At 72.9% G+C, this 24,441-nt stretch carries 23 protein-coding genes; 6 read left to right on the top strand and 17 right to left on the bottom strand.

Annotated features, from left to right (window positions below):
• Positions 1-191 precede the first annotated feature (191 nt).
• Positions 192-2,141, top strand: a complete 1,950-nt coding sequence (locus tag SCAB_RS29535) for a protein-arginine deiminase domain-containing protein (protein ID WP_013003762.1) — start codon at positions 192-194, stop codon at positions 2,139-2,141.
• A gap of 68 nt (positions 2,142-2,209) precedes the next feature.
• On the opposite strand, the gene SCAB_RS29530 is transcribed toward SCAB_RS29535, so the two are convergent.
• Together SCAB_RS29530 and era are read right to left on the bottom strand one after the other, a co-directional pair.
• Positions 2,210-2,920, bottom strand: a complete 711-nt coding sequence (locus SCAB_RS29530; protein WP_013003761.1) for a hypothetical protein — start codon at positions 2,918-2,920, stop codon at positions 2,210-2,212.
• Positions 2,921-3,005: 85 nt separating this feature from the next.
• The gene (gene era, locus SCAB_RS29525; protein WP_013003760.1) at positions 3,006-3,968 is read right to left on the bottom strand and encodes a GTPase Era; all 963 of its coding nucleotides are present in this window, start codon (positions 3,966-3,968) and stop codon (positions 3,006-3,008) included.
• Between the two features lie 153 nt (positions 3,969-4,121).
• Between era and SCAB_RS29520 the strand changes: the two genes are divergently transcribed.
• A complete protein-coding gene (locus SCAB_RS29520) occupies positions 4,122-5,501 on the top strand; it encodes an ammonium transporter (RefSeq protein ID WP_041669797.1) in 1,380 nt (459 codons plus the stop codon).
• Positions 5,502-5,503: 2 nt separating this feature from the next.
• Positions 5,504-5,842 (top strand): P-II family nitrogen regulator, encoded by a 339-nt coding sequence (locus tag SCAB_RS29515; protein ID WP_013003758.1) that lies wholly within the window; start codon positions 5,504-5,506, stop codon positions 5,840-5,842.
• Between the two features lie 79 nt (positions 5,843-5,921).
• On the opposite strand, the gene SCAB_RS29510 is transcribed toward SCAB_RS29515, so the two are convergent.
• The 7 genes from SCAB_RS29510 to SCAB_RS29480 form a co-directional block, all read right to left on the bottom strand.
• Positions 5,922-6,398, bottom strand: coding sequence for a hypothetical protein (locus SCAB_RS29510; protein ID WP_013003757.1), 477 nt, complete (start codon positions 6,396-6,398; stop codon positions 5,922-5,924).
• Positions 6,399-7,053: 655 nt separating this feature from the next.
• On the bottom strand, positions 7,054-7,413 hold the full coding sequence (locus SCAB_RS29505; RefSeq protein WP_013003756.1) for a hypothetical protein: 360 nt from the start codon (positions 7,411-7,413) through the stop codon (positions 7,054-7,056).
• Between the two features lie 16 nt (positions 7,414-7,429).
• On the bottom strand, positions 7,430-7,789 hold the full coding sequence (locus SCAB_RS29500) for an MmcQ/YjbR family DNA-binding protein (protein ID WP_013003755.1): 360 nt from the start codon (positions 7,787-7,789) through the stop codon (positions 7,430-7,432).
• A complete protein-coding gene (locus tag SCAB_RS29495) occupies positions 7,786-9,090 on the bottom strand; it encodes a hemolysin family protein (RefSeq protein WP_013003754.1) in 1,305 nt (434 codons plus the stop codon). The genes SCAB_RS29500 and SCAB_RS29495 overlap by 4 nt, the downstream gene beginning before the upstream one ends.
• The gene (gene ybeY, locus SCAB_RS29490) at positions 9,087-9,584 is read right to left on the bottom strand and encodes an rRNA maturation RNase YbeY (protein WP_013003753.1); all 498 of its coding nucleotides are present in this window, start codon (positions 9,582-9,584) and stop codon (positions 9,087-9,089) included. Before ybeY ends, SCAB_RS29495 begins: the two co-directional genes overlap by 4 nt.
• A gap of 14 nt (positions 9,585-9,598) precedes the next feature.
• Complete coding sequence (locus SCAB_RS29485) at positions 9,599-10,672, bottom strand: PhoH family protein (protein WP_013003752.1); 1,074 nt, start codon at positions 10,670-10,672, stop codon at positions 9,599-9,601.
• Positions 10,673-10,823: 151 nt separating this feature from the next.
• Positions 10,824-11,615, bottom strand: coding sequence for an IclR family transcriptional regulator (locus SCAB_RS29480; RefSeq protein ID WP_013003751.1), 792 nt, complete (start codon positions 11,613-11,615; stop codon positions 10,824-10,826).
• A 109-nt stretch (positions 11,616-11,724) separates the two neighbouring features.
• Here SCAB_RS29480 and SCAB_RS29475 point away from each other — a divergent pair, with 109 nt between their 5' ends.
• The 3 genes from SCAB_RS29475 to SCAB_RS29465 all read left to right on the top strand — a co-directional run bounded on the left by SCAB_RS29475 (position 11,725) and on the right by SCAB_RS29465 (position 15,477).
• Entirely contained in the window at positions 11,725-12,771 is a 1,047-nt protein-coding gene (locus tag SCAB_RS29475; RefSeq protein ID WP_041671042.1) for a 5-dehydro-4-deoxyglucarate dehydratase, read from the top strand.
• Positions 12,768-14,063 (top strand): glucarate dehydratase family protein, encoded by a 1,296-nt coding sequence (locus SCAB_RS29470; protein ID WP_013003749.1) that lies wholly within the window; start codon positions 12,768-12,770, stop codon positions 14,061-14,063. Before SCAB_RS29475 ends, SCAB_RS29470 begins: the two co-directional genes overlap by 4 nt.
• Before the next feature lie 304 nt (positions 14,064-14,367).
• Positions 14,368-15,477 (top strand): carbohydrate kinase family protein, encoded by a 1,110-nt coding sequence (locus tag SCAB_RS29465; protein WP_013003748.1) that lies wholly within the window; start codon positions 14,368-14,370, stop codon positions 15,475-15,477.
• A 51-nt stretch (positions 15,478-15,528) separates the two neighbouring features.
• Here the strand turns inward: SCAB_RS29465 and SCAB_RS29460 are convergent, their stop codons facing one another.
• The 8 genes from SCAB_RS29460 to SCAB_RS29425 all read right to left on the bottom strand — a co-directional run bounded on the left by SCAB_RS29460 (position 15,529) and on the right by SCAB_RS29425 (position 24,227).
• Positions 15,529-16,521 carry an adenosine deaminase gene (locus SCAB_RS29460; protein ID WP_013003747.1) on the bottom strand — a complete coding sequence of 331 codons (993 nt, stop codon included), beginning with the start codon at positions 16,519-16,521 and terminating at the stop codon, positions 15,529-15,531.
• Between the two features lie 20 nt (positions 16,522-16,541).
• Positions 16,542-17,450, bottom strand: coding sequence for a ribonuclease Z (locus tag SCAB_RS29455; RefSeq protein WP_013003746.1), 909 nt, complete (start codon positions 17,448-17,450; stop codon positions 16,542-16,544).
• A 6-nt stretch (positions 17,451-17,456) separates the two neighbouring features.
• Positions 17,457-17,810, bottom strand: coding sequence for an HIT domain-containing protein (locus SCAB_RS29450; protein WP_013003745.1), 354 nt, complete (start codon positions 17,808-17,810; stop codon positions 17,457-17,459).
• Positions 17,811-17,997: 187 nt separating this feature from the next.
• The gene (locus SCAB_RS29445) at positions 17,998-21,210 is read right to left on the bottom strand and encodes a S41 family peptidase (protein ID WP_013003744.1); all 3,213 of its coding nucleotides are present in this window, start codon (positions 21,208-21,210) and stop codon (positions 17,998-18,000) included.
• An 88-nt stretch (positions 21,211-21,298) separates the two neighbouring features.
• The gene (locus SCAB_RS29440; protein ID WP_037723897.1) at positions 21,299-21,763 is read right to left on the bottom strand and encodes a hypothetical protein; all 465 of its coding nucleotides are present in this window, start codon (positions 21,761-21,763) and stop codon (positions 21,299-21,301) included.
• A gap of 181 nt (positions 21,764-21,944) precedes the next feature.
• On the bottom strand, positions 21,945-22,337 hold the full coding sequence (locus tag SCAB_RS29435) for a VOC family protein (protein ID WP_013003742.1): 393 nt from the start codon (positions 22,335-22,337) through the stop codon (positions 21,945-21,947).
• A gap of 43 nt (positions 22,338-22,380) precedes the next feature.
• Positions 22,381-23,121, bottom strand: a complete 741-nt coding sequence (locus SCAB_RS29430) for a 16S rRNA (uracil(1498)-N(3))-methyltransferase (RefSeq protein WP_013003741.1) — start codon at positions 23,119-23,121, stop codon at positions 22,381-22,383.
• Positions 23,118-24,227 (bottom strand): nitronate monooxygenase, encoded by a 1,110-nt coding sequence (locus SCAB_RS29425; protein WP_013003740.1) that lies wholly within the window; start codon positions 24,225-24,227, stop codon positions 23,118-23,120. Before SCAB_RS29425 ends, SCAB_RS29430 begins: the two co-directional genes overlap by 4 nt.
• Positions 24,228-24,441 lie beyond the last annotated feature (214 nt).

The raw sequence follows: 24,441 nt of genomic DNA, 5'->3' as shown, positions 1-24,441 counted from the left end.
TTCACGGGCGGAGTGCGGTGCGTCACACGGGCGAGTGCGCCAGATCACGTGACGCACAGGCCGTTCACAGACAACGGATCGGTCCCTCCGTACGTCTTCCGTGCTGACCACGCTCGCCGCCGAAGGGACGCTCTGTGCCTACGCGTTCAACCAGACCACTCCGAACCCGCTCCGCACGGCAGGCGATAGCCGTGCTGGCGGTGTCCGGCACGCTGCTCGCGACGCCCTCGCTGGCGGCGCCCTCGGCGTTCGCGGCCGGGGCGCCCCCGACCGATCTGCGCGTGGACACGAACCGGGACGGGAACGTCGACGTCACCGGCACCACCGACACCGCCGGCGAGAACGGCTGGACCGTCGCCCGGGGCGCGCTGATGCTGCCCAACATCGACGACGACACCAAGCGCTGCCCGGTGACCGGCCCGAAGGGCAAGCCCCTCTCGGACGCCAAGCTGGCCGCCTGCAACGACGCCTCCGACACCAAGGTGAACGGCACCGCCGACGCCGCCGACCTGGCCCGTGTGCGGTCCGTGCCGATGGCGGGCGTCCCCGCCGGGGCGCAGGGCACCGTGAAGGTCACGGCGGGCGCCGCGCAGACCCGGGTGTTCGTCAAGCGGGGCACCAAGTGGGAGCCGGTCACGGCGAAGACCCGGCTGTCGCGGGCCGAGCTGAAGGCCGGCGTCGAGTTCGGCGTCGAGGCCCGTGACGTGATCCGGGACACCGCGAAGTGGGACGGCACGGCCCGGGTCCGGCTGACCGTGACGTCCTCCAAGGGCACCACCGCCGACTCCGTGACCCTGCGCGTGGCCCCGCTGCTGACCCACCACCACCTGCAGAACGCCCAGCAGATGCTGGTCACCAAGATCTCCGGCAGCGACCACGGCGGCTACGCGAAACTCAACCGCGTGTTCCGCGAGGGTCTGGACAAGGCCGCCAAGAGCGCCGGCATCACCAAGCCGACCGTGAACTTCACCAAGTACGGCGACATCTGGGCCCAGGACTTCGTCGAGCCGGCGTACGTCAGCATGACCGGCGCGGACGGCAAGCGGCAGGCCATGCGGGTGATGCTCCGCTCCGCCCAGCTGGACCGGGAGGCCGGCCGGGAGCTGTTCGAGAAGATGCGCGGTCCGAACATCGGTGCCGTGCAGGTGACGGGCCGCAAGGACTCGGAGGAGTGGACGCTCAACTCCATGGGCAACCTGGAGACCATTCCGCCCTACGCGCAGGGCGACCGCTCCTACCCGGCGGGCCGGATCATCATGGGCCAGCGCCCGGACACCGGCTCCAAGCCGGCGAAGGTGATGCGGACGTTCCTGAAGTCGCAGGGGCTGCAGGACCCGCTGTTCCTCGACACGTCCTGGCTGCACGTCGGCCACGTCGACGAGTTCGTGCAGTTCCTGCCCGCCGACACCCCGCGCGGCTGGAAGATCGCGATCGCCGACCCCGCCGCGGGCCTGAAGCTGCTGCGTGACGCGAAGGCGGCGGGCCACGGCTCCACGTCGATGTTCTCGCTGCCGGGCGTCCCCTGGGAGAGCATCTCCGAGGCGCTCGGCTCCAAGCACCTGGTCTCCGACAACAACCTCGCCACGCGCCGCATCGAGGAGAACCTCGCGGTGCTCCAGCGCGAGACGGGCGTCACGGACGCCGAGGTCGTCCGCGTCCCGGCGCTCTACACCCGGGGCCGGGAGATGGTCGGCGAGTCGCAGTCGGGCGGCGACGAGAAGCTGCGTCTGCCCCGGCTGACCCGCCTCGGCGCCGGAGCCGAACTGCCCGAAGCCGCACGGGACTACGGCCAGCAGCGCCGGCTCGACGACCGGGCGGCGGACCAGGGCGCCCTGACGCCCGACAGCTCGGCGGCGGCCTCCCCGGCGGCCCCCGCGCCCTCCGTGATGACCAGCGCCTACGTCCCCGGCGCCGTCAACGGCATCGTCCTCAGCCGCACCCACTACCTCGCCCCGCGCCAGTGGGGCCCGGTCATCGGCGGCAAGGACATCTTCACCGAGGCGGTGACGGCCGCGTACACCGCCGCCGGCATGAAGGTGTCGTACCTCGACGACTGGGAGACGTACCACCTGGGCATGGGCGAGATCCACTGCGGTACGAACACCCTGCGCAGCACCTCGGCGGCCTGGTGGACGCGCTAGCCCTCACCTCCGCCCGACCCGTGTGAGACACCCGCCGCCGCCCCGGAGAACCGGGGCGGCGGCTTTTTTCACACCGGGCCCCGCCCCCGCAGGTCCTCCAGCCGCGCCAGCGCGTCGTGGACGGTGTCCCGCTGCCCGTCGGTGAGCGGGACCGCCCCGGCCCGTTCGAGCACGGCGGCGGCCGTCTCCTCGTCGCCGAGCCGGACGGCGATGTCGCCCCGCAGCACGAGCAGCCGCAGCAGCTGGGGTGGGGCCGGCCGGTCGTCGAGCGCCAGCACCCGGTCGATCACCCGTGCCGCGGCCGCCGGGTCGTCCTTGGAGTCCGCCAGCAGGGACGCGTGGTGCAGGGCCCGCGCGAAGGTCTCCTTCGGGGCGGGCCGGTAGCTCTGGTCCGTGCTCGTCGGCTGCCCGACGCGTATGCAGTTGCCGCCCGGGTCGGTCATCAGGAACTGCCGCATGCCGTACGACATGTCCTTCAGCGGCCCGAGCCGGGGCAGCCCCCGGGTCGGGATCCGCCCGTACGTCTCCTTGAGCCCGGCCCTGAAGGCCGTGTACAGGCCGTCGACGTCGTCCGTGACCACGTAGCACGTGCTGAACGAGCTCGCGGGATCGAACGACTTCAGCCCGAAGAACTGCAGCTCCACCTCACCTCGTTCCACCACCGCGTACGGGTTGGGACTGCGCTGTCGCAAGGTCACCTCGAAGCCGAGGGCCTCGTAGAAGTCCAGCACGGGCTGGAGGGTCCGGCAGGGAAGGATCGGAATCGTCTTCTCACCCATCCCTCCACTCTAGTCAAATTTGACCAGTACAGGGAAGAACAGGGGCGCCGGTTTCGCCACGGCGCCCCTGCGTGTCCCCGCTCCGTCAGAAGCCCAGCTTGCGCAGCTGGCGCGGGTCCCGCTGCCAGTCCTTGGCCACCTTCACATGGAGGTCCAGGAACACCGGAGTGCCGAGCAGCGCCTCGATCTGCTTGCGGGACTTGATGCCGACCTCCTTCAGGCGCTTGCCCTTGGGGCCGATGATGATGCCCTTCTGGCTGGGACGCTCGATGTAGACGAAGGCGTGGATGTCCAGCAGGGGCCGGTCGGCCGGGCGGTCCTCGCGGGGCAGCATCTCCTCGACGACCACGGCGATGGAGTGGGGCAGCTCGTCGCGGACGCCCTCCAGGGCCGCCTCGCGGATCAGCTCGGCGATCATGACCTGCTCGGGCTCGTCGGTGAGGTCGCCCTCGGGGTAGAGCGCGGGCCCCTCCGGCAGCAGCGGGACCAGCAGGTCGGCCAGCAGGTCCACCTGCTTGTCGGCGACCGCCGAGACGGGCACGATCTCGGCCCACTCGAAGCCCAGCTCCTTGCCGAGCTGGTCGATGGCGATCAGCTGCTCGGCGAGCTGCTTGCTCTCCACGAGGTCGGTCTTCGTGACGATCGCGATCTTCGGCGTCTTCTTGATGGACGCCAGTTCCTTCGCGATGAAGCGGTCGCCGGGGCCGAGCTTCTCGTTCGCGGGCAGACAGAAGCCGATCACGTCGACCTCGGCCCACGTCGTGCGGACCACGTCGTTCAGACGCTGGCCGAGCAGCGTGCGCGGCTTGTGGAGGCCGGGGGTGTCGACCAGGATCAGCTGGGCGTCCGGCCGGTGCACGATGCCCCGTACGGTGTGCCGCGTGGTCTGCGGCTGATCGGCCGTGATCGCCACCTTCTGGCCGACCAGAGCGTTCGTGAGGGTGGACTTGCCCGCGTTGGGGCGGCCCACGAAGCAGGCGAAGCCGGCGCGGTGGGCGGCCTCGGCCGGCTGCTCGGATGACTGGGTACGGACGCTCATGGCGCCCATTCTCCCTGATCCACGGAGCCCCGCCGCACCCGGCACCGACGGTGAGCTTTCCGAAACCCCCACGCAACGAAACGTCACCGAAACACACTTGTGCGCGTCCGGAAACGCACGCCGATCACCCTCTGACGAGCCCCCGCCCGCCCGAGAAAGGTCCTGCCGACCGTGACCCTCGCCGCGCCCCTCGCCGCGCCGCTCGCCGCGCCGGCCATCGCCGCGCCGTCCGTCGACACCGGCGACACCGCCTGGCTGCTCGCCGCCACCGCCCTCGTCCTGCTGATGACCCCGGGCCTGGCCCTGTTCTACGGCGGCATGGTGCGGACGAAGAGCGTCCTCAACATGCTGATGATGAGCTTCGTGTCGATCGCGCTGGTCACCGTGGTCTGGCTGGCCGCCGGATACTCGCTCGCCTTCGGGGACGACGCCTTCGGCGGACTGGTCGGCGGCCTCGACCATCTCGGCATGGCCGACCTCGGCCCCGCCGACGTCCACGGCACGGTCCCGACCCTCCTCTTCGCCACCTTCCAGCTCACCTTCGCGGTCATCACGGCCGCGCTGATCAGCGGCGCGATCGCGGACCGGGCGAAGTTCGGGGCCTGGCTGGTCTTCGTGCCGGTGTGGACGCTGCTCGTATACGTTCCGGTCGCCCACTGGGTGTGGGGGCCGGGCGGCTGGATCCTCGACGGTCTCGGTGCCCTCGACTTCGCGGGCGGCCTGCCGGTCGAGGTCACCTCCGGCGCCTCGGGACTCGCCCTCTGCCTGGTCCTCGGGCCGCGGCTCGGCTTCAAGAAGGACGCGATGCGTCCGCACAACCTGCCCATGGTCATGCTGGGCGCGGGCCTGCTCTGGTTCGGCTGGTTCGGCTTCAACGCCGGCTCCGCGCTCGGCGCCAACGGCCTGGCCGCCGCCGCGTTCCTCAACACCCTCGCCGCCGGCTGCACCGGTCTGCTCGGCTGGCTCTTCGTCGAGCAGAAGCGCGACGGCCACCCGACGACGCTGGGCGCGGCCTCCGGCGCGGTCGCGGGCCTGGTCGCCATCACCCCGTCCTGCGGCTCGGTCTCGCTGCTGGGCGCGCTGGTCATCGGCCTGGCCGCCGGTGTGGTCTGCTCCTACGCGGTGGGCTGGAAGTTCCGGCTGAACTACGACGACTCGCTCGACGTCGTCGGTGTCCACCTCGTCGGCGGCGTCATCGGCACGGTCCTGATCGGTGTCTTCGCCGCCCGGTCGATGACGGGCGGGGCCGAGGGGCTGCTGTACGGCGGCGGGTTCGGCCAGCTCGGCAGGCAGCTGGTCGCCGTGGCCGCCGTCGGGGCGTACGCGTTCGCCGTCACGTGCGGCATCGGGAGGGTGATCGACAAGGTGCTGGGCTTCCGCGCTGAGGAGGAGCACGAGCACACCGGTCTCGACCTTACGGTGCACGCCGAGACGGCATACGATCACGGCGTCCTGGGCCACGGCGCCCCCGTCGGCGCGTCCGTCGCCTCGCCGTCGTCCACGTCCTCCACGTCCTCCACGTCCTCCACGCAGAAGGCATAGGCATGAGACTCATCACCGCGATCGTCAAGCCGTACCGCCTCGACGCGGTCAAGACCGCCCTGCAGGAGATGGGCGTCCACGGTCTGACCGTCAGCGAGGCCAGCGGCTACGGCCGGCAGCGCGGCCACACCGAGGTGTACCGGGGCGCCGAGTACCAGGTGGACCTCGTGCCCAAGGTCCGGATCGAGATCGTCGTCGAGGACGCCGACTCGGACGCCGTGATCGACGCGATCGTGAAGGCCGCCCACACCGGGAAGATCGGCGACGGCAAGGTGTGGGCGCTGCCGGTGGAGACGGTCGTACGGGTGCGGACGGGCGAGCGGGGTCCCGACGCGCTCTGAGCGCACGGAACGGATCGAGGGGTGGTGCCGCCGGCGGGCGGCACCACCCCTCACCCGTCGCTCGGGGCGTGCGGACGGCTCAGTCGAAGACGAACGGTCCCGGCGACTGGGCCGCGCCCGCGGTGCACGTCACGGGGAACCCGAAGATCACCATCTGCAGCGAGCCGCCGAAGGCGTCCAGCGAGTCCCCGGGGGCGACGGTGCCGGTGAGGGGCCCGACCTGCACGCCGTCCCCGGCGGCCAGGGCCGGGTTCTCGGTGCCGGTGAAGGCGACGGTGCCGCCGCTCGCGTTCACCAGGGTGAGCGTGGACTGGATGGAGTCCTCGGCGAGGGCGATCGGAGCGGTGATGCCCTCGGAGGTGACGGTGACGGTGGCGGAGGTGCCGTCCTGGGTGGCCGTGAGCGTGGCCACCCCGGAACCGCCGATCGTGCAGGTGGCGTTGATCGTCGCGACGTCAGGAGTGACGGCCGCGGCGGTGGGGGCGAGCGCGAGGCCGCCGACGGCCAGCGTCCCCGCGAGGAGCGCCGAGCCGGCTCCGAGTCGTATGCGTCTCATCGAGCGAAGTCCCTTCCCTGGTACGGGAGGTGCACGAGGGCATGGGGGAGCCCCCGTACGTCCCGGTACGGGCGTTGCCATGTGGGGGCGGTGCACTGCGCGGCCGCACAGCGGAATATGACGGTCCGTCAGGAGAACGGCTCCATTGAGACGCGGGCGGCTCAATATTGCAAGGGGCGCTCCCCCGCCGGTGCCGGGGCGGGGGAAAGTGGCCGAACCCGTTCGCCGACGGCACCGCCCGCGCGTCCGGGGCCCGGTGCCGGCGCGCCGGTCTGTCCTGTTCCCCGCCCTTTCGCCGGTGGCCCGGCGGGGAGGTCCACTCGCCCGCGCACGGTTTTCGAGCGGCTCGAAGGGCCGTTACCGGCCGTAACACTCCGCGGTGAGCGCCCCGGCCCCACCCACCGGCCAGGACCGGGCGCCTCGTGACGGCCCCGCCGGGACTGCGGACTCCAGGGCTGGTCCACGCGCGGCGCCCGCCGTCGGCCGGCCGCTCGGGCCCGGCGCCACGCGGCGGCAGCCGTTCGGGCCCGCTCGCGTCACGGGTGGCGCCTCGTCCTGCTCGTCCCGCCGACGGGCCCGGGCGAGCGCACCGACCGGCCGCCGTGACGGCAGCGCGGCGGGCGCCCACACCCCGGCGCCAGTCCCCCGGTGGCTCTCAGCCCGCCCGGAGCGTCGTCCGTACGGATCCGTCCGGGCCGGCCAGGAGGACCGGGGTCTGCGGGCCGCCGAGGTCCCGTACGGCGGCCCGGTCCTCGTCGGAGACGGTGTCGGCGGCGGTCACCACGGCCGCCGCCTCCAGGGACGTGGCGCCGGAGGCGACCGCCATGGCGACGGCCGTGCGCAGCGCGCTCAGCCGCAGGGAGTCGAGGGCCACGGTCCCGGCGACATACGTACGGCCCGTCTCGTCCCGGACGGCCGCCCCCTCGGGCACCGCGTTGCGGGCCCGCGCGGAACGGGCCAGGGTGACGATCTTGCGGTCCTCGGGGTCGAGGTCGAGCGCGCTGCTGTCGGTCATGAGCCGAGCATACGGTTCACGCCCGGTCGAGCCGGAGCCGGTCCGCGCGGGGCAGCCCAGCCACCACCAGGTCGTACGAGTCCTCGATCAGCTCCCGGACCAGACCGTCGGGCAGGCCCGCGTCGAGGGTCACGGTGTTCCAGTGGCGCTTGTTCATGTGATAGCCGGGGGCGATCAGGCCGGGGTGTGCGGTGCGCTGCCGGATCGCGTCCTCGGGGTCGCACTTGAGGTTGACCTTGAGGGGGCGCTGGTCGATCCAGCTGAGGGCGAACATCTTGCCGAGGACCTTGAAGACGGAGATCTCGGGGCGGAAGGGGAAGTCCTCGACGGCCTCGTCGAAGGAGAGGCAGACGCTCCTCAACTCCTCGGGGGTCACTCGGACTTCGCCCCCTCCGGCGGCCCGGCGGGGCCGATCGGCTCCACCAGCACCGTGACGATCTTGTTCCGGCGGCCGGCCGCGGCCTCCGCCGTGAGGCGCAGCTCGCGCTCGTCCGGCAGCGCGACGACCGAGGAGGCCCCGGCGATGGGGACGCGGCCCAGGGCCTTGGCGAGGAGGCCGCCCACGGTCTCCACGTCCTCGTCGTCGTAGGCGTCCAGACCGTACAGCTCGCCGAGGTCGGTGATGTCGAGGCGGGCGGTGACGCGGTAGCGGTCCTCGCCGAGGTCCTCGACGGGCGGGATCTCACGGTCGTACTCGTCGGTGATCTCGCCGACGATCTCCTCCAGGATGTCCTCGATGGTGACGATCCCGGCGGTGCCGCCGTACTCGTCGATGACGACGGCGACGTGGTTGCGTTCCTGCTGCATCTCGCGGAGCAGGTCGCCGGCGTTCTTGGTGTCGGGGACGAAGACGGCGGGGCGCATGGCCGTGGAGACCAGTTCGCTCTCGGCGTCCCGGCTGATGTGCGTCTTGCGGGCCAGGTCCTTCAGGTACACGATCCCGACGATGTCGTCCTCGTTCTCGCCGGTGACGGGTATGCGGGAGAAACCGGAGCGCAGGGCGAGGGTGAGTGCCTGACGGATCGTCTTGTAGCGCTCGATGGCGACCAGGTCGGTGCGCGGGACCATCACCTCGCGGACCAGGGTGTCGCCCAGCTCGAAGACCGAGTGCACCATGCGGCGCTCCTCCGCCTCGATCAGCGACTCCTTCTCGGCCAGGTCGACGAGCGCGCGCAGCTCCGCCTCGGAGGCGAACGGGCCGCGCCGGAAGCCCTTGCCGGGGGTGAGCGCGTTGCCGATGAGGATCAGCAGGTTGGGGATCGGGCCCATGATCCGGGCTAGCGGCAGCAGCACGTACGCCGCCGCCGTGGCCGTGTTCAGGGGGTGCTGGCGGCCGATGGTGCGCGGGGAGACGCCGACGGCCACGTAACTCACGAGGACCATCACGCCGATCGCGACGACCAGCGCCTCCCAGGTCGCGTCGAACTCCTGGAGGCAGGCGTACGTGACGAGCGCCGCGGCGGCCATCTCGCAGGCCACGCGAAGCAGCAGCGCGACGTTCAGATAGCGGGTCGGGTCGGCCGTGATCTGGGCGAGGCCCGCGCTGCCGCGCCGCCCGGACCGTACGGCCTCCTCGGCGCGGAAGCTGGAGACGCGCGCGAGGCCCGCCTCCGCGCAGGCGGCGAGCCAGGCGACGACGACCAGGGCGACGGCACCCCCGATGAGAGTCGCGCTCATGACACGGTCGGTGCCGGGGAGGGGCCGGTGAAGCCCTTCTCCGCGCGCCAGCCGTCCACGATGGCGGCCTGGAGGCCGAACATCTCGGCCTTCTCGTCCGGCTCCTCGTGGTCGTAGCCGAGCAGGTGCAGCACCCCGTGGACGGTGAGGAGCTGGAGCTCCTCGTCCATGGAGTGCTGCGTATCGGCGTCCTTGCCCTGCTTCTCGGCGACCTCGGGACAGAGCACGATGTCGCCGAGCAGGCCCTGCGGCGGCTCGTCGTCGTCCTTCGACGGCGGCCGCAGCTCGTCCATCGGGAACGACATCACATCGGTCGGACCGGGGAGGTCCATCCACTGGATGTGCAGCTGCTCCATGGCATCCGCGTCCACCACGATCACCGACAGCTCGGAGAGGGGGTGGATGCGCATCCGTGTCAGCGCGTAGCGGGCGATGTCGAGGATCGCCTGCTCGTCGACCTCGGTTCCGGACTCGTTGTTGACGTCGATCGACATGGTGCGGTGTCTGTCTACTTCCCCTTGGGCCCGGACTGCCTGCCCCGGCCGCCCTGGTGACCGCCGTTCTCGGTGCCGTGCTCGCTGTCGTACTTCTCGTACGCGTCGACGATACGGCCGACGAGCTTGTGCCGGACGACATCCTGCGACGACAGCCGGGAGAAGTGCACGTCGTCCAGCCCCTCCAGGATGTCCTGGACCTGGCGCAGACCGGACTTCGTGCCGTTCGGCAGGTCGACCTGGGTCACGTCACCGGTGATGACGATCTTCGATTCGAAGCCGAGGCGGGTCAGGAACATCTTCATCTGCTCGGGCGAGGTGTTCTGGGCCTCGTCGAGGATGATGAAGGCGTCGTTGAGCGTACGGCCGCGCATGTACGCCAGCGGCGCGACCTCGATGGTCCCGGCGGCCATCAGCCGCGGGATCGAGTCCGGGTCGAGCATGTCGTGCAGTGCGTCGTACAGGGGACGCAGATAGGGGTCGATCTTCTCGTAGAGGGTGCCCGGGAGGAAGCCCAGGCGCTCGCCGGCCTCGACCGCCGGGCGGGTCAGGATGATCCGGTTGACCTGCTTGGACTGCAGGGCCTGGACGGCCTTGGCCATGGCCAGGTAGGTCTTGCCGGTGCCGGCGGGGCCGATGCCGAAGACGATGGTGTGCTTGTCGATGGCGTCGACGTACCGCTTCTGGTTGAGCGTCTTGGGGCGGATCGTGCGGCCGCGCGAGGACAGGATGTTCTGCGTCAGCACCTCGGCCGGGGTCTCCTGGCCGTCGCTCTTCCCGTTCTCGCTCGCTCTCAGCATGGCGATCGAGCGTTCCACTGCGTCCTCCGTCATCGGCTGTCCGGTGCGGAGCACCAGCATCATCTCGTCGAACACGCGCTGGACGAGAGTGACTTCGGGGGCCTCGCCGACCGCGCTGATCTCATTGCCCCGGACATGGATGTCGACCGCCGGGAAGGCCTTCTCGATCACGCGCAGGAGGGAGTCGCCGGAACCCAGCACGGTCACCATGGGGTGCGCCGCGGGGACGGTGAACTGCGCTCTCGCCTTGCCCTGCGCGGAGGTGTGAGCTGTGCGTGTCTGAGTCATGGGCCGGCTCTGTAGGCCGCGGTTCCTCCTCTTGGCCGTGGGGCTCCTGTTGCCCTTCCCAGGGTACGACGCGGCGGTGACAGTGCCGTAGGGCTTTTACCGGGAACGGTGGGGCCGCGCCCCGGACCCTTCCGAGGGCGGGCCCGGCCGTTCAGCGCCAGACCGGTGCTCCCGCCCCTCCCGGGACGGCCGCCTCGATCTTCGCGCGGATCTCCCGCATCACCTCCACGATGCGGCGCTCGTGCTCCGGGGTCAGCCGGGCGACCGGGACCGAGCAGCTGACGGCGTCCTCGGCCGGGGTGTCGGTGCGCAGGGCGAAGCCGAAGCCGACGATGCCGGTGACGCCCTCCTCGCGGTCGACGGCGTAGCCGCGGGCACGGACGGCGGCGAGGTCGGCGGCGAGGGCCTCGCGGGTGGTGCGGGTGTTCGGGGTGAGCGCCTCGTAGGGGCCCTCGGGTAGGTGGCTGTCGGGGCGTTCGGCGAGGAGGGCCTTGCCGAGGGCGCCGGCGTGGGCGGGCAGGCGGCGGCCGACGCGGCTGATCGTGCGCAGGTACTCGTGGGACTCGCGGGTGGCCAGGTAGGCGACGTCCGTGCCGTCGAGACGGGCGAGGTGGATGGTCTCGCCGAGGGCCTCGGACGCCTCGTCGAGATACGGCCGTACGGCACGCACGCGTGGGTCGGAGTCCAGGTAGCCGGTGCCGGTGAGCAGGGCGCGGATGCCGATGCCGTAGAGGGAGCCCGTGGTGTCGGTGCGGACCCAGCCGCGGCCGATCAGGGTCTGCAGCAGCGCGTACATCGAGCTGCGCGGGACCCCCAGCTCGTCGGCCAGCTCCTGGAGGCGTGCGGGGCGGTCGCCGCGCGCGGCCAGCAGTTCCAGCAGGTCGACCGTGCGGGCCGCCGATTTCACCTCGCGGACGCCTCCGGCGCCGTCTGTCTCCGCCATGGGCCGATCGTATGCGGGCCGCCGCCCGCGCCCGCGGGCCTCTTGACGCTCCTGGTTCACTTACCTAATCTCCATTTCCATACATGAATGACGTCTCCATAGGAAGATGATGCGTGTGGCCATCGACACGGACCCGGCGACCGGCTCCGCGGCCGGCCCGGCCGCGAACCCCTTCTCCGACACGGTCCGGCGGCTGCGGGAGGGCATGGCGAAGGGCGTCCTGTCGTTCCCGCTCACCAGCTTCCGCGCCGACGGCTCCCTCGACCCCGACGGCTTCCGCGCGCACCTCGACGCGCAGGTCGCCACCGCTCCCGGCGCCGTCTTCCCCGCCTGCGGCACCGGCGAGTTCTTCTCGCTCGACGAGGACGAGTACCGGCAGGTCGTGACCGCCGCCGTGGAGGTCACCGCGGGCCGGGTGCCCGTCGTCGCGGGCATCGGCTACGGCTGGGCGCAGGCCGTACGGTTCGCGCGGATCGCCGAGGAGGCGGGCGCCGACGCCCTGCTCGTGCTGCCGCACTACCTCGTCGCCGCCCCGCAGGAGGGCCTGGTCCGGCAGCTGGAGGAGATCGCCGCCCGCACCCGGCTGCCGCTCGTCGCCTACCAGCGCGGCCAGGTCGCCCTCACCGCCGCGTCGCTGCGGCGGATCGCCCGGATCCCGCACGTCGTCGGCCTCAAGGACGGTCACAGCGACCTCGACCGGCTGCAGCGCCTCACGCTCGCCGCACCCGAGGGCTTCCTCTTCTTCAACGGCGCCGCCACCGCCGAGATCCAGGCCCGCGCGTACGCCGCCGTCGGCGTCCCCGCCTACTCCTCCGCCGTGCACGCCTTCGCGCCCGAGATCGCCGGCGCCTTCTTCGACGCGCTGCGCCGCGGCGACGACGCGACGGTGGACCGGCTGCTGCGCGGCTTCTACGTGCCCTTCGTCGAGCTGCGCGACCGCTGCCCCGGATACGCGGTCTCGCTGGTCAAGGCGGCGGCCCGGCTGCGCGGCCGCCCCGTCGGCCCCGTACGCGCCCCGCTCACCGATCCCTCGCCGGGCGACCTCGCGGACCTGGAGAAGCTACTCACCGACGGCCTCGGCCTGGTCGGCGGCCCGCCCGCCTCCGGCCCCACCCGCACCGTGTCCGCCGCACCGACCGCCGGAGCCGCCCTGTGACCCGCGACCTGACCGTCACCGACGTCCGGCTGACCCCGATCCTGGTCGCCGACCCGCCGCTGCTGAACACGCAGGGCGTGCACCAGCCGTACACCCCCCGGCTCGTCGTGGAGGTCGTCACCGCCGACGGGACCACGGGGGTCGGCGAGACGTACGGCGACACCAAGTACCTGGAGCTGGCCCGGCCGTTCGCGCGGAAGCTGGTGGGCCGCCGGGTCGGCGACCTGAACGCGCTGCCCGTCCTCGCCGACGAGGTGGCGGTCGACGGGGCACGGGTCTCGCGGCAGGTCGACGTGGGCGGGCTGCGCGGTGTGCAGACCGCCGACAAGCTGCGGCTGTCGGTCGTCTCCGCGTTCGAGGTCGCCTGCCTCGACGCGCTCGGCAAGGCGCTGGGGCTGCCCGTGCACGCCCTGCTCGGCGGGAAGCTCCGGGACACCGTCGAGTACAGCGCGTACCTCTTCTACAAGTGGGCGGAGCATCCCGCGGGGGTCGCCTGCCGGAAGGACGACTGGGGAGCGGCGGTCGACCCGGCCGGGGTCGTCGCGCAGGCCCGGAGGTTCAAGGACCGGTACGGGTTCACGTCGTTCAAGCTCAAGGGCGGTGTCTTCCCGCCGGATGAGGAGATCGCGGCGGTCCGCGCGCTGGCCGAGGCGTTCCCCGGTCACCCGCTGCGGCTGGACCCCAACGGGGCGTGGACCGTCGCCACCTCCCTGCGGGTCGCCGACGCGCTGGCGGACGTGCTGGAGTACCTGGAGGACCCGGCGCTCGGGACGCCCGCGATGGCCGAGGTGGCGGCGGGGACGTCCGTGCCGCTCGCCACCAACATGTGCGTGACGACCTTCGCGGAGATCGAGGAGGCGTTCACGAAGGGGGCCGTGCAGGTCGTCCTCTCCGACCACCACTACTGGGGCGGTCTGCGCAACACGCGTGAACTGGCCGCGATCTGCCGGACGTTCGGTGTCGGGGTCTCCATGCACTCCAACACCCACCTGGGGATCAGTCTGGCGGCGATGACCCAGGTGGCCTCGACCGTGCCGAATCTGCACCACGCCTGCGACTCCCACTATCCGTGGCAGTCGGAGGACGTCCTCACCTCGCGGCTCACGTTCGAGGACGGGGCGGTCCGGGTGTCGGACGCGCCGGGCCTCGGGGTCGAACTCGACCGGGACAAGCTGGAGTTCCTGCACCAGCGGTGGCTGTCGGACGACGGTTCCCTGCGGGAGCGGGACGACGCGGCGGCGATGCGCGCGGCCGACCCCGGCTGGGTGACGCCGCGGATGCCTCGCTGGTAGGCCGCCGGGTGCGTTTGTCGGGTGCGGCCCGGTGGGGCTGCTCGCGCAGTTCCCCGCGCCCCTGAAGAGCAAGGGCTGCGCCCCATGTTTTTCAGGCCCGCAGGCCGTCGCTTTCAGGCCCGCGGGGCCTGGGCCTTCAGGCCCGCAGGGGCCTGATGCTTTCAGGGGCGCGGGGAACTGCGCGACCAGCCCGCACGCACCCGCACCCGACAACACACCCGAGCACCCACCACCCCGACCGCACCCCCGAGCGGAGCGCCGTGGTGCAGACTGGCTGGATCCGCACCACGTCAGGGAGCACATCGTGACCGTGTTCAAGGGAGAGCGACCGCACCGGCCCCAGGTAGACCCGCTGAGGGCCCTGCGCGCACCGGACGACCCGCCCTGGGACGTCTACCTGACGGGCACCGTCTTCCTCGACATCATCTTCACCGGCCTCGACTCCGCCCCGGTGCGCGGGACGGAGTCCTGGGCGCGCGGCATGGGGTCGAGCCCCGGCGGTGTGGCCAACATGGCCACGGCCCTGGCCCGGCTGGGCCTGAGGACCTCCCTCGCGGCGGCCTTCGGCGACGACCACTACGGCGAGTACTGCTGGGACGCCCTGGAGCAGGGCGAGGGCATCGACCTCTCCGCCTCCCGCACGGTCGCCGGCTGGCACTCCCCGGTCACGGTCTCCATGGCCTACGAGGGCGAACGCACGATGGTCTCCCACGGCCACGCGGCACCCACGGAGCAGTCCGAGCCCGAGTACCCGCCCCACGCCCGCGCCGCCGTCGCCTCCCTCACGCCCGGCGTACGCGCCCCCTGGATCGCGCGGGCCGCGAGCGCGGGCACCCGGATCTTCGCGGACGTCGGCTGGGACGAGACCGGCGCCTGGGACCTGGCGGGCCTGCCCGACCTCGCCCACTGCGAGGCGTTCCTGCCCAACGCGGCCGAGGCGATGCGGTACACCGGCGCCGAGTGCCCCCGGGCCGCCGCCCGCGCCCTGACCGACCACGTCCCGGTGGCCGTGGTGACCCTCGGCGCGGAGGGCGCGTACGCCGTGGACGGCCGGACCGGTGAGACGGCGGAGGTCCCGGCCATCGCCGTGGAGGCCCTGGACCCCACCGGCGCGGGTGACGTGTTCGTCGCCGGTTTCGTCGCCGGCACGCTGGCGGACTGGCCCCTCGCGGACCGGCTGGCCTTCGCGGGCCTCACCGCCGCGCTGTCGGTGCAGGAGTTCGGCGGATCGCTGTCCGCTCCCGGCTGGTCCGAGCTGGCCGCGTGGTGGCGCCGGGTGCGGTCGCTGGACGACCAGGACCCCGAGGCGCTGCGCCGGTACGCCTTCCTCGCGGACCTGCTGCCGACGGACCACGTCAGCCCCTGGCCGCTGCGCCGGGCGGTCCCCACGATCGGCTTCCGCCGCTCGGCCTGAGGGCCGCCGCCGGGCACCCGGACGGTTCGTCCGCGGGGCACGGCCCCCGTCTCAGCCGAACTCGTAGGCGTCCACCTCGGCCAGATACCGGGCCCGCCGCTCCTCGTCGTCCTCAAGGAAGGACGCGGTGAAGGAGTTGCGGGCCAGTTCGCGCAGCCGCTCCTCGCTCAGGCCGAGCGTGCGCCGCACAGCGTCGAAGTTGTCACCGGCGTACCCGCCGAAGTAGGCCGGGTCGTCGGAGTTGACCGTGCACAGCAGGCCCGCGTCGAGCATGGCGGGCAGGGGGTGGTCGGCGAGGGTGTCGACGGTCCGCAGCCGGACGTTCGACAGCGGGCACAGCGTCAGCGGGATGCGGTCCCGCACCAGCCGCTCGACGAGGGCCGGGTCCTCCACGCACCGCAGCCCGTGGTCGACCCGTTCGACACCGAGGACGTCGAGGGCCTCGGTGATGTACTCCGGCGGCCCCTCCTCCCCCGCGTGCGCGACCCGCCGCAGGCCCAGCGCGGCGGCCGCCTCGTACACCTCGCGGAACTTCACCGGTGGATGCCCGACCTCGGCGGAGTCCAGTCCGATCCCGGTGATCCGGTCGAGATACGGTTTCGCGGCCTCCAGGGTGGCGAGGGCCGACTCGGCGGACTCGTCCCGCAGAAAGCACATGATCAGCCGCGTCGAGACGCCGTGGGTCTCCTCGCTGCGCCCCAGCGCCCCCCACAGTCCCTCGACGACCGTCCCCATCCCGACACCGCGCGCGAGGTGGGCCTGCGGATCGAAGAAGATCTCCGCGTGCCGTACGCCCTGGGCGGCGGCCCGGGCCAGATAGGCGTCGGCGAGGTCGGCGAAGTCCCGCTCGGTGCGCAGGACGGCCATCAGCTCGTAGTACAGGTTCAGGAACGACTGCAGGTCCTCGAACTCGTACGCCTTGCGGAGCGCGTCCGTGTCCGCGTACGGCAGCGCCACCCCGTTCCGGGCGGCCAGCGCGAACGCCAGCTCCGGCTCCAGGGTGCCTTCGATGTGCAGGTGCAGTTCAGCTTTGGGGAGGGGCATCAAAGCATCGTACGGCCGCTCTACCGCCGTTTCGGAAGCGCCACCCGCATGAGGTCGTGGGCCACGGTCAGCTCCCCCTCGAACCCGGCGGCGCGTGCCTGCCGTTCGAACTCGGCGGGCTCGGTGTACCGCTGGCTGAAGTGGGTGAGCACGAGGTGCCGTACGCCGCAGTCGCGGGCGACCGAGGCGGCCTGTCCGGCCGTCAGATGCCCGTGGTCCACGGCGAGTTGCACGTCCTCGTCGAGGAACGTGGACTCGATGACGAGCATGTCGGCCGCGTCGGCGAGGGCGTAGACCCCGTCGCACAGCCGGGTGTCCATGACGAACGCGAACCGCTGTCCGCGCCGCGGCTCGCTCACGTCGTCCAGGGTGACGTCGCCGACCGCGCCCTCCCGCTGGATCCGTCCGATGTCGGGCCCCGCGATCCCGCGCTCGGCGAGCCGCTCGGGCAGCATCCGGCGCCCGTCGGGCTCGACGAGCCGGTAGCCGTAGGACTCGACGGGGTGCGAGAGCCTGCGCGCGTCGAGGGTGTACGAGGAGTCGGCGGCCAGCGTCCCGCCGTCCCCGTCGACCGGCGCCTGGACCAGCTGGACGGTCTCCCGGTACGCGGTGGCGTACCGCAGACGGTCGAAGAACCGCTGCCCGGAGCGCGGGTAGTGCGCGGTGACCTCGTGCGGGACCCGGTCGAGGTTGATCCGCTGGATGACACCGGCCAGCCCCAGCGAGTGGTCCCCGTGGAAGTGGGTGACGCATATCCGGTTCAGGTCGTGTGCGGCGACCCCGGCGCGCAGCATCTGCCGCTGGGTGCCCTCGCCCGGGTCGAACAGCAGCCCCTGCGCGTCCCAGCGCAGCAGATAGCCGTTGTGGTTGCGGTGCCGGGTCGGGACCTGGCTGGCGGTGCCGAGGACCACCAGTTCACGTACGGACACGGCGCGCTACCCGGGGGGCCACTGCAGACCGCGGCCGCCGACGACGTGGGCGTGCGCGTGGAACACGGTCTGCCCGGCGCCCGTGCCGGTGTTGAAGACGATGCGGTAGCTCTCCAGCTTGTCCTCGTCGGCGACGGCCCGCGTCTCGCGCAGCACGTCGGCGGCGAGGTCCGGGGCGGCGGCGGCGAGGGTCGCGGCGTCCTCGTAGTGCGCCTTCGGGATGACCAGGACGTGCGTCGGTGCCTGGGGGTTGATGTCCCTGAACGCGACGGTCGTGTCCGTCTCCCGCACGATCGTCGCCGGGACCTGCCCCGCCGCGATCTTGCAGAACAGACAGTCGTCCTGCGGCTCCCCAGCCATGCGTGCCTCCCAGCCAGCGGTGATCCCTTACCGGGGGCATGGTAGCGCCAGGGGGCGACGGGGGCGCGGGTGTTGGTGCGGGGGTGCGTGGTCGGGTGCGGCCCGGTGGGGCTTCTCGCGCAGTTCCCCGCGCCCCTGAAAGACCCGGCCCCACTCACCCGCACCCGACCACGCACCCCCACCCCCGCTACGCCTCCGGCAGCAGGGGTGCCGTCTTCGCCGGGGTCGTCTCCAGGCCCTCCAGCGCGATCCGGATCGCCTCGTCCAACTGCGGGTCACGCCCCGCCGCGTGGTCCTGCGGCGCCTGCACGACCTCCACGTCCGGATCGACCCCGTGGTTCTCCACGCCCCACCCGTACCCCTCCAGCCAGAACGCGTACTTCGGCTGTGTCACGAGCGTCCCGTCCACCAGCCGGTAGCGGCTGTCGATCCCGACGACACCGCCCCACGTCCGCGTCCCCACCACCGGCCCGATCCCGAGCGCCTTGACCGCCGCGTTGACGATGTCCCCGTCGGACCCGGAGAACTCGTTGGCGACGGCGACGACGGGCCCCCGGGGCGCGTCGTCGGGGTAGCTGGTCGCGCGCATCCCGCGCGGCAGGTCCCAGCCGACGATCCGCCGCGCCAGTTTCTCCACGACGAGCTGCGAGGTGTGCCCGCCCCGGTTCTCCCGGACGTCCACGACGAGCCCCTCCCGGGCGACCTCGACCCGCAGGTCGCGGTGGAGCTGCGCCCAGCCGGAGCCGACCATGTCGGGCACGTGCAGATACCCGAGCCGGCCGCCGGACCGCTCGTGGACGTAGGCCCGCCGGTCGGCCACCCACGCGTGGTACCGCAACGGCTCCTCGTCGGAGATGGGCACCACCACCGGATGCCGCAGGTCCCCGCCGCCGGCCGGCAGGACGGTCAGCTCGACCGCCTTGCCCGCCGTGCCGACGAGCAGCGGTCCGGGCCCGGCCACCGGGTCGACCGGACGGCCGCCCACGGCGACGATCGTGTCCCCGGCCCGCACGGCCACGCCGGGCGCGGCGAGCGGGGAGTGCGCGTCGGGGTCGGAGGTCTCCGACGGCAGCACCCGGTCGATGCGCCAGCCGCCGTCCTCGTGCCGGGAGACGTCCGCGCCGAGCAGCCCCTGCCGCCGGTCGCCGGAGCCGCCCCGGCCGCGCGGGGTGACGTACGCGTGCGAGGTCCCCAGCTCACCCTGGACCTCCCACAGCAGGTCCACGAGGTCGTCGTGGGTGGCCACCCGCTCCAGGACCGGGCGGTAGCGGTCCAGGACGCCGTCCCAGTCCACCCCGCCGAGGTCCGGGCGCCAGAAGTTGTCCCGCATCAGACGGCCGGTCTCGTCGAACATCTGGCGCCACTCGGCGGCCGGGTCGACGGTCAGCCGTACGCGCGAGAGGTCGACGGTGATGTTGCTGTCGCTCTCGTCGTCGTTCGAGGCGCGCCGGTCGCTGGGGACGACCTTGAGCTTGCCGTCGGTCCACAGCAGGACCCGTTTGCCGTCGCCGCCGACGGCGAAGTGGTCGGCGTCGGAGGCGAGGTGTTCGAGGCGTCGCTGGGCGAGGTCGTAGCGGACCAGCGAGGTCTTCGGGTCAGGGTCGTCGGGAGTGGCCCGGGAGTGGCCGAGGACCCCGGTGACGGGGTGGTGCAGCCACAGGACGCCGTCCTTGGCGGTCCGGAGCGTGGAGTAGCGGCCGGCCTCCACCGGGAAGGGGACGATCCGGTCGGCGAGTCCGTCCAGGTCGATCCGGGTCGCCGGGGCGCCCTCGCCGTCGGGGGTCTCGTCCTTGTCGGGTGCCTCGAACGGGCGGCCGTGCCGCTGCGGCCCGAAGGGCGAGGGGGTGGTCGCGGCGAGCGTGATGAGGTGCGGCCGGGCCCCGCTGACGAAGTGCAGGTCGAAGACGTGTTCGTCGTAGACGGGGTCGAAGGCGCGGGCGGAGAGGAAGGCGAGGTGCTTGCCGTCGAGGGTGAACGCCGGCGAGAAGTCCTGGAAGCGCAGCGGGGTCGCCTCGGTGACGGACAGGTCGGCGGTGTTGGCGAGCTTGAGCTGCCGCAGCGGGCGCGGGCCGGGGTGCGACCACGCGAGCCAGGCGGAGTCGGGCGAGAAGACCAGCCCGGACACCTCGCCGTCCTCGCTGCGGTCGACCTCCCGCACCTCCCCGGTCTCCCGTTCGACGAGCAGCACCCGGCCGTCGTGCGCGGCGACGGCGACCCGGCTGCCGTCGGGCGCGACCGAGAGCCCGAGGACGCGGCCCAGCTGCCCCGCGGCGAGCCGGCGCGGTGTGGCGCCCGGGGCGGCACCGGTCGCCGGGGCGAACTCCAGCGCGTCGTCACCCTCCGCGTCCGTCACCCACACCACCCACTCCTCGCCCTCCACCCGGAAGGTACGCGGCAGCCGGGCCCGTACGCCCTGCTCGGCGGCGAGCGCGCGGGCGGGGCCGGAGCGGTGGGTGATCCAGTGGATCGAGCCGCGGACGGAAACGGCGCTGCCCCGGGCGGTGTGGTCGGGCGAGGCGGAGCCGAACCAGCGGGCCGCGTTCACCGGGACGGGCTGGAGGTCGACGCGCTGTCCGCCGAGCCGGATGTCGAGTCGGCGCGGTTCGGCGCCGTCCAGGTCGTCCAGCAGCCACAGTTCACCCGCCGCCGTGTACACGACCCGGGTGCCGTCGGTGGCCGCGTGCCGGGCGTAGAAGCCGTCGAGGGGTGTGTGCCGGCGCAGGTCGGAGCCGTCGGCGAGGGAGGAGTACAGCGCCCCGACGCCCTCGTGGTCGGAGAGGAACCCGATCCGGTCCCCCACCCACAGCGGGTATTCGAGGTTGCCGTCCAACTCGGCGTGCAGACGGGTGAATTCCCCGGTGTTCTCGTCACCGGCGTCGGAGCGGTCGATCCACAGCTTGCCCGCCGTGCCGCCCCGGTAGCGCTTCCACCAGGCGGCCTCGCGGCCCATCGGCGCGGACAGCAGCACGGTGGCGGGGCCGTGGGCGACGTCGCCGACCGGACCGTACGGCAGGGTGGTGGCCGGGCCGCCGTCGAGCGGGACGGCGCGGGCCCAGCTCCGCCGGAGGCTGGCCTGCCCCTGGGTGCTGAGCGCGAGGACCCGGCCGTCGGGCGTCCAGCCGCGCACCTGGGTGCGCCAACTCCCCCAGTAGGTCAGGCGCCTGGACGATCCGCCGTCGACGGGCGCCACATGCACCTCGGGCGCGCCGTCCCGCGTGGAGGTCCACGCGAGCGTGGTGCCGTCCGGGGAGATCCGCGGATGGTTCACGGGCACGTTGTCCGCGCTGACCCGCCAGGCACGGCCGCCGTCCAGAGGCGCGAGCCACACGTCGTCCTCGGCGGTGAAGGCGACCAGGTCGCCGTGCAGGTGCGGATACCGGAAATACGCGAGCTGAGTCACCCGGTCACTTTAAGCAGCGTTCGGTCCGATGGGGAGGGGTTTGGATCATGTCCCTCGCCCCGGGCCCGAGTTGCCGCGGGGCCGGGCCTCACTTGCCCTCGGGCACGCACGCGGGGTCCTTCTGGCACCAGATGGTCTGGGTGACGGTGACCGTCACGGTCGGTCCCGGCCCGCCCCGACCGCTCGGCCCGGTGCTCGGGGCGGGGGCGTCGCAGTTGCCGAGCCCCTCGACGTGGAACCACTCCTTGCCGCCGGCCTTGGCGGTCAGGTCCCCGCGCACGCACCGGCCGTTGACCCCTCTCGTCACCTTCCCGGTGACGCTGATGTCCCGGCCTTCCTTGTCCTCGCCCGTGCAGTCGACCTGCGCGACGGTGGCGGCGGACGCGGACGGCGACCCCGACTTCCGCGCGCCGTCGCCGTCGTACGAGGCCGTGCAGGTGAGCCACCGGACGTCGAGGCCCTCCCGCTCCAGTTCCTTGGTGGCCAGCTGGTCCGTCGTGAACGCGACCGCGCCGGTGTTCAGCCCGCCGCCCTCACAGGCCACCAGACTCATGACGGCGCCGAGTCCGAGCCCGGCTCCCAGCAGGAGCCGGCGCCCGCCGGTCCGGTGCGCCCTGACACGCCTCCATACCCGCATGCACGGCAGCCTGCCACCGCCCGCCGCGCCGCGGAAGACCGCGTGCGGCCATGCCGCCGGGAAGGGTGAACCGGGGGTGCGCCGGGCGCACGCGGCCTCAGCCGCGCATCAGCAGCCATTCCTGCAGCTCCACCAAGTTCCCCTCGGGGTCCTTGAGATGGGCCACGCGCATCCGGTCGGTCATGGGTGCGGGCCCGTGCAGCAGCTGTGCGCCGCGCTCGGTGATCTGCTCGCAGTACGCGTCGAGGTCGTCGACCCGCAGCACGACCAGCGACCGGTGCCCGTTGGCCGTGCCGGCCAGTTCGCCGAGGACCTCCGCCATCATCGCCCGGTCCTGCAGGGCGATGCCCGCGGACCCGACCGCCGGGCTGAACTTCTCGTACGGACCCTCGGCCGCACCGGACTGCGGCTTCAGCCCGAGGACGTCGGCATAGAAGCGATAGCACGCGGCGAAGTCGGAGACGAGCAGTCTGACCTGTGCGAGTTCCACGATGCTCCCTGGGGTCGGGGGACGGCGGCCGGGACCGGGGCGGTCAGGACCAGCGTCCGGTTCTGCCCAGCAGCAGCGCCCCGGCCGCCGTTCCGGCGGTCGACGTGCGCAGCACACTGGGCCCGAGTCGGTACGCCCCCGCGCCCGCCTCGCCGAAGAGCGCCAGCTCCTCCGGTGAGACACCCCCCTCGGGCCCCACGACGAGCACGATCTCCCCGGCCGCCGGCAGCTCGGCCGTCGCCAGGGTCTCGTCGCCGCTCTCGTGCAGGACGGCGGCGAAGTCGGCCTTCACCAGCAGTGCCGCGACCTGCTTGCTCGTGGCCGCGTCCGCGACCTCGGGGAACCGCGTCCGGCGGGACTGCTTGCCCGCCTCCCGCGCGGTGGCACGCCACTTGGCGAGCGCCTTCAGCCCCCGCTCGCCCCGCCACTGGGTGATGCAGCGGGCGGCGGCCCAGGGCACGATCGCGTCGATGCCGACCTCGGTCATGGTCTCGACGGCCAGTTCGCCCCGGTCGCCCTTGGGCAGCGCCTGGACGACGGTGAGCCGGGGCTCGGCCGGGGGCTCCTCGTAGAGGCACCCCACGTCCATGACGACCAGCCGGTCCTTGCCCTCGGCGGCCTTCACCACGCCTTCCACCCACCGGCCCCGGCCGTCGGTGAGGACGACGTCCTCACCGGGCTGCAGCCGCTTCACCGAGACGGCGTGCCGGCCTTCGGGGCCGTCGAGCACGATCTCCGGTCCCCGGCCGTCGAACCGGTCCACCACGAACACCGGCGCGGTCATCGGTCCTCGCTCCCGGTGCGGCCCCCGCCCGTCCCGCCGACCCGTGCGGCGGCCTGCTCGGCCCGCGCGGCGGCGATCTCGGCGGCCAGCACCCCGACCAGCTCCCCGGCAGGCAGCTTCCGGGCCATGCGGTGCCCCTGCCCGGCCCACAGCGCCATGCCCTGCGCGTCGCCGGCCTGGGCGGCGGCCTTGCGCAGCGGCGAGGTGAGGTGGTGGACCTCGGGGTAGGCGACCGGCGCGTACGGGCCGTGCTCGCGCAGGAAGCGGTTGACCAGGCCGCGGGCCGGGCGGCCGGAGAAGGCACGGGTCAGCTCGGTGCGGACGAAGAGGGGGTCGGTCAGGGCCTGCTTGTGCACGGCGTGCGCGCCGGACTCGTCGGTGGCGACGAAGGCGGTGCCGAGCTGGGCCGCGCTCACGCCCGCCGTGAGGAGGGCGGCGATCTGGCCGCCGCGCATGATGCCGCCGGCCGCGACCATCGGCAGGGCCACGGCCTCGCGGACCTGGGCGACCAGCGAGAGCAGGCCGATGCCGGCGCAGTCCCGCTCGGGGTCGTCCCGGTGGGTGCCCTGGTGGCCGCCCGCCTCGACGCCCTGCACGATCACGGCGTGGGCCCCGGACCGCTCCACGGCCTGGGCCTCCTCCGCCGAGGTCGCGGTGACCAGGGTGAGCGTGCCCTTGCGGGCGAGGGACTCCACGACCTCGGGGGTCGGACAGCCGAAGTGGAACGACACCACCGGGACGGGGTTGTCGAGCAGCACGGCCAGCTTAGCCTCGTAGCCGTCGTCGCGTCCGCTGTCCGGGTCGCCCAGCTCGGCGTCGTACCAGGTGGCCTCGCCGGCCAGCTGCTCCGCGTAGACGTCGACGGCGGCGGGCTCGGAATACTCCGGCTGCGGCATGAACAGGTTCACGCCGAAGGGACGGGAGGTGAGGGCCCGGAGGGCCTTGATCTCCTGGTACATCCCGTCGGCCGTCTTGTACCCGGCGGCGAGGAAGCCCAGCCCGCCCGCCTCGGACACGGCGGCGGCCAGCCGCGGCACGGACACACCGCCCGCCATGGGGGCCTGCACGATCGGCAGCGGGACGAGATCGGTCAGCGCGGAGGACATGACGGCATGGTGCCATGCCCTCCGGGGGGAGCCGAATCGGGGACGGACGGTGCGTGGTCGGGTGCGGGTGGGTGGGGGTTGCTCGCGCAGTTCCCCGCGCCCCTGAAAAGCAGGGGCTGCGCCCCGTGCTTTTCAGGGCCCGCAGGGGCCGTTGCTTTTAGGGGCGCGGGGAACTGCGCGAGAAGCCCCACCGGGCCCGCGCCCGGCAACGAAC

Origin of the sequence: Streptomyces scabiei 87.22, from assembly GCF_000091305.1 — a bacterium.
In the GTDB taxonomy this organism is placed as follows: domain Bacteria; phylum Actinomycetota; class Actinomycetes; order Streptomycetales; family Streptomycetaceae; genus Streptomyces; species Streptomyces scabiei.
Note: the sequence above shows the minus strand (reverse complement) of the source record. Positions and strands in the feature narration are given on the sequence as shown.

Excerpts from the sequence above, each read along its gene's own strand:
- SCAB_RS29460 (WP_013003747.1), bottom strand. The coding sequence starts at position 16,521 with ATGCCCCTCCCCAAAGCTGAACTGCACCTGCACATCGAAGGCACCCTG.
- SCAB_RS29495 (WP_013003754.1), bottom strand. The coding sequence starts at position 9,090 with ATGAGCGCGACTCTCATCGGGGGTGCCGTCGCCCTGGTCGTCGTCGCC.
- SCAB_RS29510 (WP_013003757.1), bottom strand. The coding sequence starts at position 6,398 with ATGAGACGCATACGACTCGGAGCCGGCTCGGCGCTCCTCGCGGGGACG.
- SCAB_RS29515 (WP_013003758.1), top strand. The coding sequence starts at position 5,504 with ATGAGACTCATCACCGCGATCGTCAAGCCGTACCGCCTCGACGCGGTC.
- SCAB_RS29430 (WP_013003741.1), bottom strand. The coding sequence starts at position 23,121 with ATGACCGCGCCGGTGTTCGTGGTGGACCGGTTCGACGGCCGGGGACCG.
- SCAB_RS29450 (WP_013003745.1), bottom strand. The coding sequence starts at position 17,810 with ATGGCTGGGGAGCCGCAGGACGACTGTCTGTTCTGCAAGATCGCGGCG.
- SCAB_RS29480 (WP_013003751.1), bottom strand. The coding sequence starts at position 11,615 with ATGGCGGAGACAGACGGCGCCGGAGGCGTCCGCGAGGTGAAATCGGCG.
- ybeY (WP_013003753.1), bottom strand. The coding sequence starts at position 9,584 with ATGTCGATCGACGTCAACAACGAGTCCGGAACCGAGGTCGACGAGCAG.
- SCAB_RS29530 (WP_013003761.1), bottom strand. The coding sequence starts at position 2,920 with ATGGGTGAGAAGACGATTCCGATCCTTCCCTGCCGGACCCTCCAGCCC.
- SCAB_RS29440 (WP_037723897.1), bottom strand. The coding sequence starts at position 21,763 with ATGAGTCTGGTGGCCTGTGAGGGCGGCGGGCTGAACACCGGCGCGGTC.
- SCAB_RS29505 (WP_013003756.1), bottom strand. The coding sequence starts at position 7,413 with ATGACCGACAGCAGCGCGCTCGACCTCGACCCCGAGGACCGCAAGATC.
- SCAB_RS29475 (WP_041671042.1), top strand. The coding sequence starts at position 11,725 with ATGCGTGTGGCCATCGACACGGACCCGGCGACCGGCTCCGCGGCCGGC.
- SCAB_RS29485 (WP_013003752.1), bottom strand. The coding sequence starts at position 10,672 with ATGACTCAGACACGCACAGCTCACACCTCCGCGCAGGGCAAGGCGAGA.
- SCAB_RS29425 (WP_013003740.1), bottom strand. The coding sequence starts at position 24,227 with ATGTCCTCCGCGCTGACCGATCTCGTCCCGCTGCCGATCGTGCAGGCC.
- era (WP_013003760.1), bottom strand. The coding sequence starts at position 3,968 with ATGGGCGCCATGAGCGTCCGTACCCAGTCATCCGAGCAGCCGGCCGAG.